Annotated in this window: 13 protein-coding genes; 12 read left to right on the forward strand and 1 reads right to left on the reverse strand. The window is 70.3% G+C overall.

Annotated elements, in window-relative coordinates; translation table 11 throughout:
• The first annotated feature begins 240 nt into the window (after positions 1-240).
• The 9 genes from KIT14_20040 to argF all read left to right on the forward strand — a co-directional run bounded on the left by KIT14_20040 (position 241) and on the right by argF (position 12,504).
• Positions 241-3,021 (forward strand): TerB N-terminal domain-containing protein, encoded by a 2,781-nt coding sequence (locus KIT14_20040; protein MCW5892810.1) that lies wholly within the window; start codon positions 241-243, stop codon positions 3,019-3,021.
• A complete protein-coding gene (locus KIT14_20045) occupies positions 3,018-4,346 on the forward strand; it encodes an ATP-binding protein (GenBank protein MCW5892811.1) in 1,329 nt (442 codons plus the stop codon). The genes KIT14_20040 and KIT14_20045 overlap by 4 nt, the downstream gene beginning before the upstream one ends.
• Entirely contained in the window at positions 4,318-6,546 is a 2,229-nt protein-coding gene (locus KIT14_20050; GenBank protein ID MCW5892812.1) for a DEAD/DEAH box helicase, read from the forward strand. Before KIT14_20045 ends, KIT14_20050 begins: the two co-directional genes overlap by 29 nt.
• A 151-nt stretch (positions 6,547-6,697) precedes the next feature.
• On the forward strand, positions 6,698-7,579 hold the full coding sequence (locus tag KIT14_20055) for a tyrosine recombinase XerC (protein ID MCW5892813.1): 882 nt from the start codon (positions 6,698-6,700) through the stop codon (positions 7,577-7,579).
• Positions 7,554-8,129, forward strand: coding sequence for an ATP-dependent protease subunit HslV (gene hslV / locus KIT14_20060; GenBank protein ID MCW5892814.1), 576 nt, complete (start codon positions 7,554-7,556; stop codon positions 8,127-8,129). Before KIT14_20055 ends, hslV begins: the two co-directional genes overlap by 26 nt.
• A 5-nt stretch (positions 8,130-8,134) precedes the next feature.
• On the forward strand, positions 8,135-9,469 hold the full coding sequence (hslU, locus tag KIT14_20065) for an ATP-dependent protease ATPase subunit HslU (GenBank protein ID MCW5892815.1): 1,335 nt from the start codon (positions 8,135-8,137) through the stop codon (positions 9,467-9,469).
• A gap of 47 nt (positions 9,470-9,516) precedes the next feature.
• Entirely contained in the window at positions 9,517-10,395 is an 879-nt protein-coding gene (gene argB, locus KIT14_20070) for an acetylglutamate kinase (protein MCW5892816.1), read from the forward strand.
• Positions 10,396-10,417: 22 nt separating this feature from the next.
• Positions 10,418-11,602 (forward strand): aspartate aminotransferase family protein, encoded by a 1,185-nt coding sequence (locus KIT14_20075; GenBank protein MCW5892817.1) that lies wholly within the window; start codon positions 10,418-10,420, stop codon positions 11,600-11,602.
• Positions 11,599-12,504 carry an ornithine carbamoyltransferase gene (gene argF, locus KIT14_20080; GenBank protein ID MCW5892818.1) on the forward strand — a complete coding sequence of 302 codons (906 nt, stop codon included), beginning with the start codon at positions 11,599-11,601 and terminating at the stop codon, positions 12,502-12,504. Before KIT14_20075 ends, argF begins: the two co-directional genes overlap by 4 nt.
• Before the next feature lie 82 nt (positions 12,505-12,586).
• Here argF and KIT14_20085 read toward each other — a convergent pair whose 3' ends face one another.
• A complete protein-coding gene (locus tag KIT14_20085) occupies positions 12,587-13,495 on the reverse strand; it encodes a hypothetical protein (protein ID MCW5892819.1) in 909 nt (302 codons plus the stop codon).
• Between the two features lie 116 nt (positions 13,496-13,611).
• Here KIT14_20085 and KIT14_20090 point away from each other — a divergent pair, with 116 nt between their 5' ends.
• Genes KIT14_20090 through KIT14_20100 form a run of 3 tightly spaced genes read left to right on the forward strand, consistent with a single transcriptional unit; the run spans position 13,612 to position 16,909 of the window.
• Entirely contained in the window at positions 13,612-14,823 is a 1,212-nt protein-coding gene (locus KIT14_20090; protein ID MCW5892820.1) for an argininosuccinate synthase, read from the forward strand.
• On the forward strand, positions 14,820-16,232 hold the full coding sequence (gene argH, locus KIT14_20095) for an argininosuccinate lyase (GenBank protein ID MCW5892821.1): 1,413 nt from the start codon (positions 14,820-14,822) through the stop codon (positions 16,230-16,232). Before KIT14_20090 ends, argH begins: the two co-directional genes overlap by 4 nt.
• Positions 16,229-16,909, forward strand: coding sequence for a fibronectin type III domain-containing protein (locus KIT14_20100; protein ID MCW5892822.1), 681 nt, complete (start codon positions 16,229-16,231; stop codon positions 16,907-16,909). Before argH ends, KIT14_20100 begins: the two co-directional genes overlap by 4 nt.

Raw genomic sequence — 16,909 nt, forward strand, 5'->3', positions numbered from 1 at the left:
GCCTCCCATGCTTCGCGCCACCAGCGAGTACGCTTGCCCGGTTTGCAATCGACTTGCTAGCCTTACCGGCGATGTGCAGCGTGCTTTCCGCATGGTGGATCGGTTGACCGCGGCGCCGCCCGCCAGCTCGCTCTCGTGGGCGGGCATCGTTGCGGTCGAACGGCTGGATGCGGTCGGCACTCCCCGCCATACCATCCCGCCAGTTTGCCCCTGGCATGCTGCCCGCAGGTCCGCACGCTGATGGGACGTCGGCGCAAAGGTAGCGGGATCGGGGTCGCCGGTATCATCGCCATTGGTGCTGTGGCTGCGATAGCCGCAGCCGTCGAATGGATCGGGCGGCATCCTGAGGTGCTCTTGCTCGCGCTGGCCGGCGCAGGTGGAGCGCTGGCGATCCACAACCGAAGCGCCAAGAACCGCGCTGATGCTGACGTGCGCTCGTTACGTGCCATGCAGGAGGCGAACGCTCGGCGGATACTCGACGACTGCCTGTCGTTGTGCCGGAATAGCGCCAAAGCTTCGACGCGTACGAGCCGCGCGGCACTCGGTATCCGGCAGGTCGAAGAGCTCCAGAGGCTGGGATCACTCGACGAAGCCGACACGTCCCGCCTCCTTCGGTACTTCCATGCAGTAGCGCGGTCCGCTCAGGCGCTCGAAGCGTTCGCGAAAGGCATCGGAGACGGGACGACCCGGACACGATGGAAGCGACTCGCAGAGGCTCGCGCCCTGGCTCGGGAGGCTGGTCTCACGGACGAGATACTGCGCGACGCCGAAGCCCTGCATCCGGCGACCGCGGCGCCGCTGGTGGTCGCAGACGTCCTGCACGACGACGCCATCGATCGTACGCCACACGACGACGAAGACGTGACGCTCGCCCCATCTGCACCAGCGATCGAGCGGTCACGGGTTGCCTTGACGAGCTCGGTGGGCGCACCGAGTGTCATACGGCGTCCGACGTCGGCCGCGAATGCTCGATGGGTGCAACCCGGCGAGACGGTAGAGATAGCAGAACGGCGCATCACGGCGGGAATGTTGTGGATCGGTACCGGATTGGCCGCGGTGAACACGCACGGCCACGAGCCTGCCCTGATCGACCCCAGCCTACCCGTCGACGAGAGTGCGGCCGACGTCTCGGGCGACGGCATGCCCTACTCACCCTCCTACGCCGGCATCGATCCCCAGTGCCGAGCCGCGTATCTCGCGTGGCTTGCGAACGGGAGATGCTCTTCCGAGTTCGATGTCGGCTACGTGTTCCTGTTCTACTATGGCCTCGAACGGCGACTCCTCCACGAGGATCGAGCCGAGGTTGTCGGTACAGATGAAGTCGCTGCCATCAGGGAGGAGATCGAGCGCCTCCTGACGTTGTACCCACGTGGCTCGTTCCCCTCCTACGCACAGGGGCTTCTCAACTACATCGATGCGCGGTGGAACGTGGTGACACCCACGGGCACCGTGCCAAGCCGTCCAAACGGTGCCGAGATCCCCGTACGCATTCGCGCTGCCCTCGGACAAGCCGCGCTCGAGGGCAAACCGATCCCATCCGATCTGGCGCTCGCCTGGCTTCGATCCCATCCCGCACCGGGGCTGGGGCGATCGTTCATCGTGTGCGCACCCGAGTTCGATGCGCTGTTCCAGCGCAGATACACCGACCACTTCGGCAGCGGCCTCATCATCAAGCCCAACCGCGCTCGCATTGTAGCGCGATACGGGCCGGCGAGCGCGTCCTTCGGGGGACGTGAAGCGCGCGCACAGCTCGCGCTCCCTGACCCGACGCAGGTGAGTGCGCCTTGGACTCAGCTGCACTCGATCGCCAGCGGCTGCTGCGACGATCTCGACCCGTTCCGGCGCCTTGTCTCGCGGCGTCCCGACGCTCGCAACGCCCCTGAGGCATTCATCTCCCTCCCGACCGACCTGCACCACGCTGCACCGAGCGCACTGGCTCCGCTGCGGTCCTGGGCGGGCTCGACCTCCGCAGCAGCGCAGTTCGCCACAGCCGAAGCGGCGATTCTCATACGACTGTGGTGCGAGGCTGGAGGGCAAGCGGAGCGATCCCGACCGATGTCCGTGGCGGTGGCACAGCTTCTCGACCGCTGGGACATCGGCATCGAGCCCGATACCCGCTTCGGCGGGCCTCCACTCGCAGCGGACGGTAGCGTCGTCCTCTTTCGCAACCCCCGTCCTCGCTCCGACGCCTCCAGCGATGGATATGCCGCGGTCGCGGTCGTGAGCCAGCTCTGCGCGGTCTTCGCCATGGCGGACGGGCATCTGCACCCCGACGAGGCTCGCGCCGTCGAGGATCATCTCGCCGCAGCTCCGGACCTGGACGACAGTGAGCGACGACGGCTCGTCGCTCACTTCCATTGGAGCCTCGCAAAGCCCCCATCGATGACGACACTCGGTCGTCGGCTCCGCGAGCTTCCACCGGATGCGCGTGAAGGCATCCGGGTTCTCCTCATTCGGCTGGTTTCCAGCGACGCCCGAGTCCACCCCGCCGACGTGAAGCTCCTCGCGCGCGTCTACAAAGCGCTCGATATGGACCCGGGGCGCGTCCACGCCGACATCCATGCGGCGATGGCCGGGGATGGGACCGTCCACGATGGACCTCACGTGGTTCGTCCCGCAGGAACAGAAAGACGGTTTCAGATCCCTCCGGAGCCGTCACCCCAACGCGGCATCGTTCTCGACCAGGCCCGCGTGGACCAGCGCGTCGCTGAGTCCGTCCGGGTCGCACAGATGCTGGGCGCCATCTTCGCCGACGACCCTGCGCCGCCCACCGTCGCTCCGCCCGAAGCCGGAATCGCCGGGCTGGACCCCACTCACTCGGCGCTCCTTCGAAAGCTGAGAGGGACCGCTTCACTCTCGCGTGCCGCGTTCGAAGCACTTGCTACCGATGCCGCGCTCCTTCCGGACGGCGCGATCGAGACGTTGAACGAGGCTGCATTCGAGATCGCGGATGCTCCGCTCTGCGAAGGTGACGATCCCATCGACCTGGACGCACACGTCCTCGAGGTAATGCTCCGATGACCCACACCCCATCCATGCGGCCGCGCGATCGTGACGCCGTGATCCAGTCCATGCGCGCGGGTGTCGTCCCGCGTCGCGGGCAGCATCTGATTCAGGTCGGCCGCGCCGCCGAGCTCGCCGCACTCGTCGCCGACATCGACCGCGTCGCGGGAGAGGGTGCCACGATACGGCTCGTCATCGGCGACTATGGCTCCGGAAAGACCTTCTTCCTCCATCTCGTTCGGGCGATCGCACTCCAGAAGAGGCTCGTCGCAATCCATGCCGATCTTTCCCCCGAGCGACGACTACACTCCACGGGTGGACACGCACGAAGCCTTTACTCGGAGCTGATGCGCAACATGGCGACTCGTTCGGCACCAGACGGCGGAGCCCTTCCCAGCGTCGTCGAGCGGTTCGTCACGACCGCCCTCCAAGAGGCCTCGGCGCGGTCAGCCGACCCCGCGGCCGTGATGCGAGAACGGCTGGGCAGCCTGACCGAGATGGTGGGAGGATACGACTTCGCCCACGTGCTCGAATGCTACTGGCGCGGCCATGACACCGGAAACGATGCCCTGAAGAACGATGCGATCCGCTGGCTGCGTGGCGAGTTCACCGCACGTACGGACGCACGCAGGGCGCTCGGCGTACGGACCATAGTAGACGACGAGAACGTCTACGATCAGCTGAAGCTCTTAGGCCGTTTCGTCCGTCTCGCCGGCTACGGCGGAATGCTGATCTGCCTCGACGAGATGGTGAACCTCTACAAGCTGGGCAGCGGTCAGGCGCGGACGTCAAACTACGAGCAGATCCTTCGTATCCTGAACGACACGCTGCAGGGCATCGCGACGGGCATCGGCTTCGTCCTCTGCGGTACGCCCGAGTTCCTCTCCGATACGCGGCGCGGCCTCTACAGCTACGCCGCGCTCCAATCTCGGCTTTCGGACAATCGGTTCGCAACCGACGGACGCCGCGATCTGACCGGACCTGTGATCCGCCTCGGGAACCTGACGCCAGAGGACCTATACGTCCTTCTCGGCAAGGTTCGTCATGTCTATGCCGGAGGCGATTCCACCCGCTATTTGATTCCAGACGAAGCCCTCACCAAATTCATGGAGCACTGCAGCACCCGCATCGGGGAGGCCTACTTTCGTACCCCACGCACGACCATCCGCGAGTTCGTCAACCTCCTCGCCGTTCTGGAACAGAACCCCAACGCCTCCTGGAAGGACCTAATCGGCGATCTAGAGTTAGGCCCAGATACGAACCCCGACTTGGCCCCGCTCGACGGCGAGCTCGATGAACGCGCGCAGCAGGGCGATGGCGAGTTCACGACCTTCAAACTCTGATCCGTTGGCGCCGAACCGCTCTACAGCCTTCGACCTCCTCGCGGAGCTGGTGCGCCGCTGGGTGTGGCAACAGCAGTGGACGGAGCTACGCGATGCTCAGGAAAGAGCAATTGCCCCAATCCTCGGCGGTCGCGAGGATGTGATCGTCGCAGCGGCAACTGCAGCCGGGAAGACCGAAGCCGCCTTCCTTCCGATCTGCTCCGCCCTGTCCCGCAACTCCGATGGAGGAATACACGCCCTCTACATCGGACCGCTGAAGGCGCTGATCAACGATCAGTTCGGGCGTCTCGAGAGCCTGTGCCGCGATCTCCAAATACCCGTCCATCGCTGGCACGGCGACGTGTCACAGGCGGCCCGGCGACGCTTGCTCCAGAGTCCAGCGGGAATCCTCCTCATCACACCGGAGTCGCTGGAGGCACAGTTCATCCTGCGTGGCCCCCGGCTACGGTCGCTCTTCGCGCCGCTCCGGTGGGTCGTGGTCGACGAGTTACACGCGTTCATCGGCACAGAACGCGGGCGCCAGCTGCAGTCCCTCCTCCACCGCCTGGAGCTCGTTCGCGGCGCACACGTGCCGAGAGTCGCGCTCAGCGCGACTCTCGGCGACCTTGCATTGGCTGCCGATTTCCTGAGACCGCGCCATGGCAAGCACGTCGTACAGATCGTCGCGAACTCGGACACGCGCGAGCTACGCGTACAGATCCGGGGCTATCGCCGCGCCGACGACGAGTCCGAGGACGCGGATCTCGCCGTTGCACGACACCTCTTTCGTGCACTTCGCGGGTCGGACAACCTAGTATTCGCCAACTCGCGATCGAACGTCGAGAAGTTCGCGGATGTGCTTCGGCGACTGAGCGAGCACGAGCGCGTCCCCAACGAATTCCTGCCGCACCACGGCAGCCTTTCGAAGGCGCTACGCGAAGACGTCGAGGCCGCGCTCAAAGACCGGACTCTTCCGCTGACTGCGGTATGCACGAACACCCTGGAACTCGGGATCGACATCGGCTCCGTCGCGAGCGTTGCCCAGCTCGGTCCACCCGCGTCCGTTGCCGCCACCCGCCAACGCGTCGGGAGGTCCGGACGTCGCGGAGAGCCAGCCGTGCTGCGCATCTACGTGCAGGAGCCGGCCTTCGAGCCGACGATCGACGTCGAAGCGGCCCTACGTGTGCAGCTGCTCCAGGCGATCGCCGTGATCGAGCTGCTGGTCGACGGTTGGTGCGAGGCTCCCCGATCCGGTGCGCTCCACCTGTCGACACTCGTCCAACAGATCCTCTCGCTCGTGGCGCAATGCGGCGGCGTGAGAGCCGACGATGCGTTCCGCGTCCTCTGTAGTGGCGGGCCTTTCGGGACCGTAGGATCCGATGCGTTTGCCGCTCTCCTTCGGGGCTTGGGTGCGAGGGATATCCTCACGCAGACACACGACGGCACACTCACTTTCGGCTTGACGGGAGAGCGGATGGTCGGTCGATGGGACTTCTACGCGGCCTTCTCGACGCCAGACGAGTATCGGATCGTCGCGGGGAATCAGACCCTGGGGACTCTCCCGATACTGCACCCGATCAAGGAGAAGGATCTACTCATCTTCGCCGGACGGCGCTGGCGCGTCGTCTCGGTCGACGTGAGCACTTCGACGCTCTTTGTCGTACCCGCGCCTGGCGGAAGGATTCCGCCCTTCGACGGCGATGGACCGCCGATCGACTCAACCCTCCGGCGACGCATGCGTTCCGTCTACGAACGCGCCGACGTCCCAGCCTTCCTAGACCTTCCCGCGAGGGATTTGCTGTCCGAAGGCCGGACTACCTTCGTGAGGCTCGGGCTTCTCGACCGCGACGTCGTGATCGACGGACAGGACCTCGTCCTTTTTCCGTGGAGCGGCGACCTCGTTCACGACACGCTCGCGCTACTGTTGGCGAGCTCCGGGTTTCGGGCGCGGGGCTCGCGGGCAGCCGTCCGAGTGGAAGGCATGACGTTGGCTAAGTTGCGCCAGTGGCAGACGACAGCGCTTCGGTCGCCGCCACCGTCGGCGATGGATCTGGCTTCGGCAGTTCCCAACAAGCTTCGCGAGAAGCACGATCACCTACTCCCAGAACGCCTGCTTCTCGCGGACTATGCGACGACGTGCATCGACGTCGACGGGGCCATGGCAAGCCTCCGTACGCTGCGAATTCCTCTCGAGACGGACGCACTGCCGAGCACATCGTGAGCCGGCGCCATCCTCGCGACTCCCACTGCGGCTGCCGCAGCTGGTCGAGCCGCCCCACCTCACAGAACGTCTGATCGCCGCCCGAGTAAGGCGCGTAGCGCCACTCCCCCTCGCCTTGTCCGCCCCACCCCCCGCTGGTAAGCCTCGCGGCATGCCCGGCCCGCACGACGAGGCGCTCGAGGCCTTCGCGACGCACCTGCGGGCCGAGCGCCACGTCTCCCCACACACGCTGCGTGCCTATCTCGGCGACGTCCGCGCCTTCCTCGACGCCGCCGGCATCCAGGATCTCCGTCGCGTGCGCGCCGACACCATCCGGCACTGGCTGCGCACGCTCGACGGCGACGTCGCCCGCAGCTCGCTCGCGCGCAAGCTGGCCGCGGTGCGCGGCTTCTTCCGCTTCCTGCGCCGCACGGACCGTCTGCCCGCCGACCCCAGCGTCGGCATCGCGACGCCGAAGGTCCGCCGCCGGCTGCCGACGCACCTCGGCCTCGACGAGGTCGACCGCCTGCTCACGACCCCGCCCGGCGACGCCGTCCTCGGGCTGCGCGACCGCGCCATCCTCGAGCTGCTCTACTCCTCGGGCCTGCGCGTCTCGGAGTGCACCGGCCTCGACTGGAGCGCCGTCGACCTCGAGGCCGGCGCCGTGCGCGTGCTCGGTAAGGGCCGCAAGGAACGCGTCGTGCCGGTCGGCCGGCCGGCCCTGAAGGCGTTGCGCTCGTGGCGAACGGCGGCCGCGCAGGCCGGTCTGCCGGCGACCGGCGCCGTCTTCACGAACGCGCGCGGCGGACGGCTCACCAGCCGCAGCGTCGCGCGCCTGACGGCGCGCTGGGTGGAGGCCGCCGGCGCGACCGCCGGCGCCAGCCCGCACGCGTTGCGCCACACCTTCGCCACGCACCTCCTCGGCGGCGGCGCCGATCTGCGCGCCATCCAGGAGCTGCTCGGCCACGCCAGCCTCTCCACCACGCAACGCTACACCCACGTCGACCTCCGCCAGCTGATGGACGCCTATGACCGTGCGCACCCCCGAGCTTGAGTGGCACCGCACCACGATCCTCTCCGTCCGCTGCCGCGGCACCGTGGTGCTCGGCGGCGACGGCCAGGTGACGGTCGGGCAGACGGTGCTGAAGCGCAACGCGCGCAAGGTGCGCCGCCTGCACGGCGACAAGGTGCTGGCGGGCTTCGCCGGCGCCGGCGCCGACGCGCTGACGCTGTTCGAGCGCTTCGAGGCGAAGCTCCAGCACGTCGGCGGCAATCTGCGGCGCGCGGCGGTCGAGCTCGCGAAGGACTGGCGCACCGACCGCATGCTGCGCCGGCTGGAGGCGCTGCTCGTCGTCGCCGATCGCGAGTCGTCGCTCATCATCTCCGGCACCGGCGACGTCATCGAGCCCGACGACGGCGTCTGCGCCATCGGCTCGGGCGGCAACTACGCGCTCGCCGCAGCGCGCGCGCTGGTGACGCACACGACGCTCGACGCGCGCACGATCGTCACCGAGTCGCTGAAGCTCGCCGCCGACATCTGCGTCTACACCAACGCCGAGCTCACCATCGAGGAGCTCGCCGACGCCGCCCCGCCGCCCGCCTGATCGTCATGGCCAACTTCACGCCCCGCGAAGTCGTCTCCGAGCTCGACCGCTACATCGTCGGACAGCGCGCCGCGAAGCGCGCCGTCGCGATCGCGCTGCGCAACCGCTGGCGCCGCCTGCAGGTGCCCGAGCCGCTGCGCGACGAGATCGCGCCGAAGAACATCATCATGATCGGCCCCACCGGGGTCGGGAAGACCGAGATCTCGCGCCGCCTCGCGAAGCTCGCGCAGGCGCCGTTCATCAAGGTCGAGGCCTCGAAGTTCACCGAGGTGGGCTACGTGGGGCGCGACGTCGAATCGATCGTGCGCGACCTCACCGAGCTCGCCATCAACATGGTGCGCGAGGAGGAGAAGGCGAAGGTGCAGACGCGCGCCCGCGAGCAGGCCGAAGAGCGGCTGCTCGACCTCCTGCTGCCGCCCCCGCCGCCGCGGACGGCGATGGGTCCCGGCGCCAGCGACGTCAGCGACACGCGCGAGAAGCTGCGCCGCATGCTGCGCGAGGGTGCGCTCGACGAGCGCACCCTCGAGGTCGAGACCACGCGTCCGGCCGGCCCCGCCTTCGAGATCATGACCCCGCAGGGCATGGAGGACATCGAGTCGAGCGTGCGCGACATGCTCCAGAACCTCATGCCGAAGAAGCCCAAGCGCGCGAAGCTGAAGGTGCCGGAGGCGCTCGAGGTGCTGACGCAGGAGGAGGCGACGCGCCTCCTCGACGCCGAGGCGGTGACACGCGAGGCGCTCCGCCGCGTCGAGCAGTCCGGCATCGTCTTCCTCGACGAGATCGACAAGATCGCCGGCCGCGAGGGGCTGCACGGGCCCGACGTGTCGCGCGAGGGCGTGCAGCGCGATCTCCTGCCCATCGTCGAGGGCTCGACGGTCAACACCAAGCACGGCCCGGTGCGCACCGACCACATCCTCTTCATCGCCTCGGGCGCCTTCCACATCGCGAAGCCGTCCGACCTGATCCCCGAGTTCCAGGGCCGCTTCCCCATCCGCGTGGAGCTCGAGGCGCTCACGCAGGACGACTTCATCCGCATCCTGACGGAGCCCGAGAACGCCCTCACCCGCCAGTACACGGCGCTGCTCGCCACCGAGGGCGTGACGCTCTCGTTCGGCGACGACGCGGTCGCCGAGATCGCGCGCATCGCCGCCGACGTCAACGCGCGCACCGAGAACATCGGCGCCCGCCGCCTCCATACGGTGCTCGAGCGGCTCCTCGATCAGGTGTCCTTCGACGCGCCCGATCTGCAGGGCCGTACGGTCGCGGTCGACGCGAACCTGGTGCGCGAGCGGCTGGCGCCGATCCTCGCCGATCAGGACCTCTCGCGCTTCATTCTCTAGGCCCGGCGCGGGTTGTACGCCCGAAACCGAGCAGGCATAAACGCCCGGTGACGCCCGTCGACAAGGCCGAGATCCTCATCGAGGCTCTCCCCTACATCCGGCGCTTCGCCGGCAAGGTGCTCGTCGTCAAGTACGGCGGGCACGCGATGGAGAACGAGGAGCTGAAGGACTCGTTCGCCGAGGACGTCGCGCTGCTCAAGTACGTCGGCATGCACCCCGTCGTCGTCCACGGCGGCGGGCCGCAGATCGACGCGGCGGTGAAGCAGGCCGGCATCACGCCGCGTTTCGTGCGCGGCATGCGCGTCACCGACGAGGCCACGATGGCGATCGTCGAGCAGGTCTTGGCGGGCACGATCAGCGGCGAGATCGTCGCGGCGCTCAACCGGCACGGCGCGAAGGCCGTCGGCCTGTCGGGGAAGGACGGCGAGCTGGTCGTCGCGCGCAAGCGCACCGTGGGGGAAGACCTCGGGCTCGTCGGCGACGTCGTCGGCGTCAACCCGGAAGTCGTCCAGGCCCTCGGCGCCTTCGTGCCGGTGATCGCGCCCACCGCCGCCGACGAGCACGGGCAGACCTACAACATCAACGCCGACGTGGTGGCGGGCAAGATCGCCGAGGCGCTACGCGCCGAGAAGCTGATCCTCCTCACCGACATCGCCGGCGTGAAGGGCCGCGACGGCGAGCTCGTTTCCACGCTCAGCGTCGACGAGGCGCGCGAGCTGATCGCCGACGGCACCATCGGCGCCGGCATGATCCCGAAGATCGAGTGCTGCATCTCGGCGCTCCAGCAAGGCGTCAGGCAGGCACACGTGATCGACGGCCGCGTGAAGCACGCGCTGCTGCTCGAGGTGCTGACGAACCAGGGCGTCGGCACGCAGGTCGTGAGCGACTCCGCCCGGCGCGCACGCCGCAAGCTGGCACGGGCCTGACCCCGCGAGAGCAGGCAGCGAGATGACCAGCGAGCAGATCATCGCCCGCAATCGCGCGTTCGAGATCGGTCTCTACGCGCGCTTCCCGGTGGCGTTCGTCCGCGGCGACGGCGCGCGCCTGTGGGACGCCGACGGCCGGTCGTACCTCGACTTCTTCGCCGGCCTCGCCGTCAACAACCTCGGCCACTGCCACCCGGCGGTGGTCGAGGCCATCCGGCACCAGGCCGGCCAGCTCCTCCACGTCTCGAACCTCTACCACAGCGCGCCCGTCGGCGAGCTGGCCGAGCTGCTCTGCACGCACACGTTCGCGGCGCGCGCCTTCCTCTGCAACAGCGGCGCGGAGGCGAACGAGGCGGCGATGAAGCTCGCGCGGCGCTGGGGCTCGGACGACGGCGGCGGGCGCTACGAGATCCTCGCCACCGTCGGCTCGTTCCACGGCCGCACGTTCGGCACGCTCACGGCGACGGGCCAGGAGAAGTACCACCAGGGCTTCCGCCCGCTCCTGCCCGGCATCCGCCTGGTGCCGTTCGACGACCTCGCGGCCACCGAGGCGGCGATCGCCCCCGAGACGGTCGCGATCCTCGTCGAGCCGATCCAGGGCGAGGGCGGCGTCGTCGTGCCGGGCCCCGAGTACCTGCGTGGGCTGCGCGCGCTCTGCGACCGGCGCAAGCTGCTCCTCATCCTCGACGAGATCCAGACCGGCCTCGGCCGCACCGGCACCCTCTTCGCGCACGAGCAGGCGGGCATCGTGCCGGACATCATGTCGGTGGCGAAGGCGCTCGGCGGCGGCGTCCCGATCGGCGCCATGCTGACGACCGCGACGCTCGCGTCGGTCTTCACGCCGGGCTCCCACGGCACGACCTTCGGCGGCAACCTCCTCGCCTGCGCGGCGGCGGCCGCCGCGGTGCGCGAGCTCGCCAAGCCCTCGCTGCTGGAGCACGTGCGGACGATCGGCGCGCGCTTCCAGGCCGGGCTCGCGCGCCTGGCGGCGCGGCACCCGCGCATCACCGCGGTCCGCGGCACCGGCCTCATGTGGGGCGCCATCCTCGACGGCCCCGGCCGCGACGTCGTCGAGCGCGCGCTCGATCGCGGCCTCCTCATCAACTGCACGGCGGACCGGGTGCTGCGCTTCCTGCCGCCGCTCGTGCTCACCGAGGCGGAGATGGACGAAGGCATGGCGATCCTCGACGAGGCGCTCGCGGCATGAAGCGCGATCTCCTGCGCATCGCGGACCTCACCACCGCCGAGATCGAGCACGTGCTCGGCCTCGCCGGCCGGCTGAAGGCCGAGCTGCGCGCCGGCACGCCGCACCCGCGCCTGGCCGGCCGCACCATGGCGATGATCTTCGAGAAGCCGAGCCTGCGCACCCGCGTCACCTTCGAGGTGGGCATGGTGCAGCTCGGCGGCGCCGCGATCCACCTCGCCCCCGGCGACATCAAGCTCGGCGAGCGCGAGACGCCCGGCGACATCGCGCGCAACCTCGAGCGCTGGGTCGACCTCGTCATGGCCCGCGTCTTCTCCCACGACACGGTGCACGACCTCGCCGCGGCGGCGCGCATCCCCGTCGTCAACGGCCTCTCCGACCTGCACCACCCCTGCCAGGTGCTCTCCGACTGCTTCACGCTGCTCGAGCACCGCGGCCGCATCGCCGGCACGCGCGTCGTCTTCGTCGGCGACGGCAACAACATGGTGCACTCCTGGATGGACGCCGCCGCCCGCCTCGGCTTCGACTTCGTCCTCGCCTGCCCCCCCGGCTACGAGCCCGACCCTGCGATCACCGCCGACGGCGGCAGGCGCGTCACCGTCACGCACGACGTCGACGCCGCCGTCCGCGCCGCCGACGTCCTCTACACCGACGTGTGGACGAGCATGGGCCAGGAGAGCGAAGCGGCCGCCCGCCGCCGCGCCTTCAAGAGCTTCCAGCTGAACGACCGCATCGTCGCCCTGGCGAAGCCCGACGCGCTCGTCATGCACTGCCTCCCCGCGCACCGCGGCGAGGAGATCACCGAGAGCGTGCTGGACGGCCCGCGCAGCGTGGTGTTCGACCAGGCGGAGAACCGCCTGCACGTGCAGAAGGCGATCATGGTCTGGCTCGCCGGCGCGGGGTGAGACGCTCGGTCGCGCCCGTGGACGATCGCGCGCGGCACGGGCACGGCCGGCGCCATCGCACGGCCCCGGCGCCGCGGCGACCCTAGTGCAGCGCCTCGACCTCGCCCACCACCGCCAGCGCCCCGTCCTCCACCCGTGCCCGGAACGACACCTCGCTCGGGCAGTCCGGGCCGAGCTGCGCGCGCAGCTCGCACACCGGCGCGATGGCCCAGAAGTTCGCCAGCGTCGCGGGGACGACGCCGGGGTCGTGGCCCGGGCGGGCGACGGCGAGACCGCCGGGGCACGGGGCGACGAGGGCGTCGGCCCACGAGATGAACGTGCGGCCGCGCGGGGCGAGCAGCGTGACGCCGCGGCCGTCGACGACGATGCCGCGGGCGCGCGACGCGCCCCAGGCGACGACGCGCTCGAGCGCCGCCACGAGGAGGCCGACGCCGAGCCCGTTCATACCGGCCGCGACGACGCAGACGGCGAGCGCCGGCGCCCAGGCCCACCAGGCGAGCGAGCGCGGCGGCGGGTCGAGGCGTGACGACAGCCGGACCGGGCCGGCGTCGGTGCGGGCCCACAGCTCGGCGGCGACGCTGGGCACGATGCGCGCGAGGACGGGGCCCCAGGCGCCGGCGGCGCGCACCTCGGGCAGCGGTAGGCGCAGCGTCCCCTCGGGGTGCGCGAGCACGAGGGCGTGCCGCTCCTGTGTCACGCCGTTGACCTCGCTCCACGGCACGCGGCGCACGTGGCGGCCCGGACCGAGCGCGCTCACCTCGAGGTCGTCGAGATGATAGCGGCGCGCCGCCTCGAGCGGCGACGGCAGATGGCGCGCGAGCAGCCATCCCACCAGCAGGACCGGGACGACCACCCCGGCGGGACCGAGGCCGTCGGTCGCCAGCGTCGCGAGGATCGCGCTGCCGAGGGCCCAGCAGCTCCACGCGACGCCGATCCCGGCCGGCGCGCCCCGGAAGAGGAGCCAGAGATGTGTCTCACCGTGCTTCGCCATCACCATCGCATCACCCGCACACCCGTCTCCCAGGGTGTTTCGGTCGACGGCGCCGCGCGCTTGAACGCGTCTCGCGCGGTGGTTCACCCGGGACCCGTGTGCTAGGGAACCGCGCCATGTCCCAGGCTCCGCGTCGCATCGTGCTCGCTTACTCGGGCGGGCTCGACACCTCGGTCATCCTGCGTTGGCTCGTCGACACCTACCAGGCCGAGGTGATCGCGTTCTGCGCCGACCTGGGACAGGCGGAGGAGATCGAGGGGCTCGACGCGCGCGCCCGCGGCACCGGCGCGGTCAAGTGCATCGTCGAGGACCTGCGCGAGGAGTTCGTGCGCGACTTCGTCTTCCCGATGTTCCGCGCCGGCGCGATCTACGAGAGCCAGTATCTCCTCGGCACCTCGATCGCGCGCCCGCTGATCGCCAAGCGCCACGCCGAGATCGCGCGTGCCGAGGGCGCCGACAGCGTCGCCCACGGCGCCACCGGCAAGGGCAACGACCAGGTGCGCTTCGAGCTCACGTTCGCGGCGCTGGCGCCCGAGCTCACGATCATCGCCCCGTGGCGCGAGTGGGACATGAAGGGCCGCGCCGACCTCATCGCCTACGCCGAGCAGCGCCGGATCCCGATCACGGTGACCGCCGAGAAGCCCTACTCGAGCGACCGCAACCTCCTCCACGTGAGCTACGAGGGCGGCATCCTCGAGGATCCGTGGCGGGCGCCCTACGACGACATGTTCCAGCTGACGGTCGCGCCCGAGGCGGCGCCGGACCGGGCCGAGGAGGTCGAGATCGACCTCGAGGCGGGCGTCCCGGTGGCGGTGAACGGCGAGCGGCTCGGCCCGGCGGCCCTGCTCCAGCGCCTCAACGAGATCGGCGGGCGCCACGGCGTCGGACGCGTCGACCTGGTCGAGAACCGCTACGTCGGCCTCAAGTCGCGCGGCGTCTACGAGACGCCCGGCGGCACGCTGCTGCGCCAGGCGTTCCAGGCCGTCGAGTCGCTGACGCTCGACCGCGAGGTGCTGCATCTCCGCGACACGCTCGTGCCGCGCTACGCCGACATGATCTACAACGGCTACTGGTTCGCGCCCGAGCGCGAGATGCTGCAGACGGCGATCGACGAGGCCGCGCGCGCCGTCACCGGCGCCGCCCGCCTGAAGCTCTACAAGGGCTCGCTGCGCACCACCGGCCGCAAGGCGCCGCGCTCGCTCTACGATCCGAAGCTGGCGAGCTTCGACGAGGCCGGCGGCTACCGGCAGGCCGACGCGGGCGGCTTCATCCGTCTGAACGGCCTGCGGCTGCGCATCCGGGCGCTCGTCGAGCGCGGCGCACGATGACGAAGCGCGCCGCCCGCACGCGGCGGGCGTCCGCCGGCGCCAAGGCCTGGGCCGGGCGCTTCGACGAGCCCACGGCGCAGATCGTCGAGGAGTTCACGAGCTCGCTCGCGATCGATCGCCGGCTCTGGCCCCATGACCTCGACGGCAGCGTCGCGCACGTGCAGACGCTGGTGCGCGCGAAGCTGCTGACGCCGGCCGAGGGGAGCCGCCTGCGCCGCGGCCTCGAGCGCATCCGCACCGAGCTCGAGGACGGCGCCTTTCGCTTCAAGCGAAGCGACGAAGACGTCCACATGGCGATCGAGCGGCGCCTGACGGAGCTGGTGGGTCCCGTCGGCGGCAAGCTCCACACCGGCCGCAGCCGCAACGACCAGGTCGCGCTCGACCTGCGACTGTGGCTGCGCACCGAATGCGACCGTCAGGACGCCGCGCTCGCCGCCCTGCAGAAGGCGCTCGCCACCGTCGCCCGCAAGCACGGCGAGGCCGTCATGCCGGGCTACACGCACCTCCAGCGCGCGCAGCCGGTGCTGCTCGCGCACCACCTCCTCGCCTACCACGAGATGCTCGACCGCGACCGCGGCCGCTTCCGCGACTGCCGCGCGCGCGCCGACGAGATGCCGCTCGGCGCGGGAGCGCTCGCCGGCGCCGGCTTCGCGCTCGACCGCGCCTACACGGCGAAGCTCCTCGGCTTCGCCGGCGTCAGCCGCAACAGCCTCGACGCCGTCTCCGACCGCGACGCCGCCGTCGAGTTCCTCGCCGCCGCGGCGCTGACCGCCGTGCATCTGAGCCGTCTCGCGGAAGAGATCGTCCTCTGGGCCACCGACGAGTTCGGCTTCGTGCGCCTGCCCGACGCCTTCGCCACCGGCAGCTCGATGATGCCGCAGAAGAAGAACCCCGACGTCGCCGAGCTGGTGCGCGGCCGCACCGGGCGCATGATCGGCGCGCTGGTGGCGCTGCTGACGACGCTGAAGGGCCTGCCGCTCGCCTACAATCGCGACCTGCAGGAGGACAAGGGCCTCCTCTTCGACGCCGCCGCGACGCTCGCCGACGCGCTGCGCGTGCTCGCGGCCATGCTGCCCGCGCTGACCTTCGACCGCGCGCGCATGGCCGCCGCGTCGGACGGCCTGCTGCTCGCGACCGACCTCGCCGACCTGCTGGTCGAGCGCGGCGTGCCCTTTCGCCAGGCGCACGAGATGGTCGGCGGCCTCGTGCGCCACTGCCTGCGTACGGGCACCGCGCTGCGCGACCTCGACCCCGAGACGCTGCGCGCACACGCGCCGCTCCTCGACGTCGCCGTGGTGCGCACGCTGACGCCGGCGACGTCGGTTGCCCGCCGGCGGGCGCTCGGCGGCACGGCGCCCGTGCAGGTCCGGCGCGCGCTCGCGCGGGCGGTGTCGGAGCGGCGGCGATGAGAGCGCGGCCGTCGCACGCCCTGCTCGCGATCGCGTTGGCGGGGATCGTCGTCGCCGCCTGCGGCCAGAAGGCCAACCCGAAGCCGCCCGAGCTGGTGCACCCGGGCGTACCGTCGTCGCTGACGGCGGCCTCGACGCCGGACGGCGTCCAGCTCACCTGGCGCCGGCCGCTGCGCTACTCGGGCGGCGACCGCATGAACGACCTCGACTACTTCGCGGTCGAGCGCGCTCCCGACTCGGGCGGACCGTTCACCGAGGTGACGCAGGTGCCCGTGACCGACCGCGACCGCTTCCGCAAGCAGCGCCGGATCACCTGGACCGACGGCTCCGCGCAGGCGGGCACGCACTACTACTACCGCGTCAGCGCGGTCACCCTGGACGACTATCGGAGCAAGCCCGCCGGCCCGCTCGGCATCACCTTCGATCCGCGCGCGTCGCCGAAGAAGGTCGTCGAGGCGCCGGACGTCGTCGAGACGCCCCAGCCGCCCCCGGTGATCGACTTCGAGGACGAGGACGAAGGCGGCGAGCCGGCCTACTCCCCCGGCCTCGGTGCCGTGCCCGGTGCCATCGTGCCGGCGGAGCCCGAGACGGAGGCGGAGGAGGTCGACTCCGACGACACGCTCGATGCGGCCGACGGCGTGCCCACCGACGACCCGGACGAGCTACCCGCCGAGTGA

The organism is bacterium, from assembly GCA_026129405.1.
Taxonomy (GTDB): Bacteria; Desulfobacterota; Binatia; order DP-6; family DP-6; genus JAHCID01.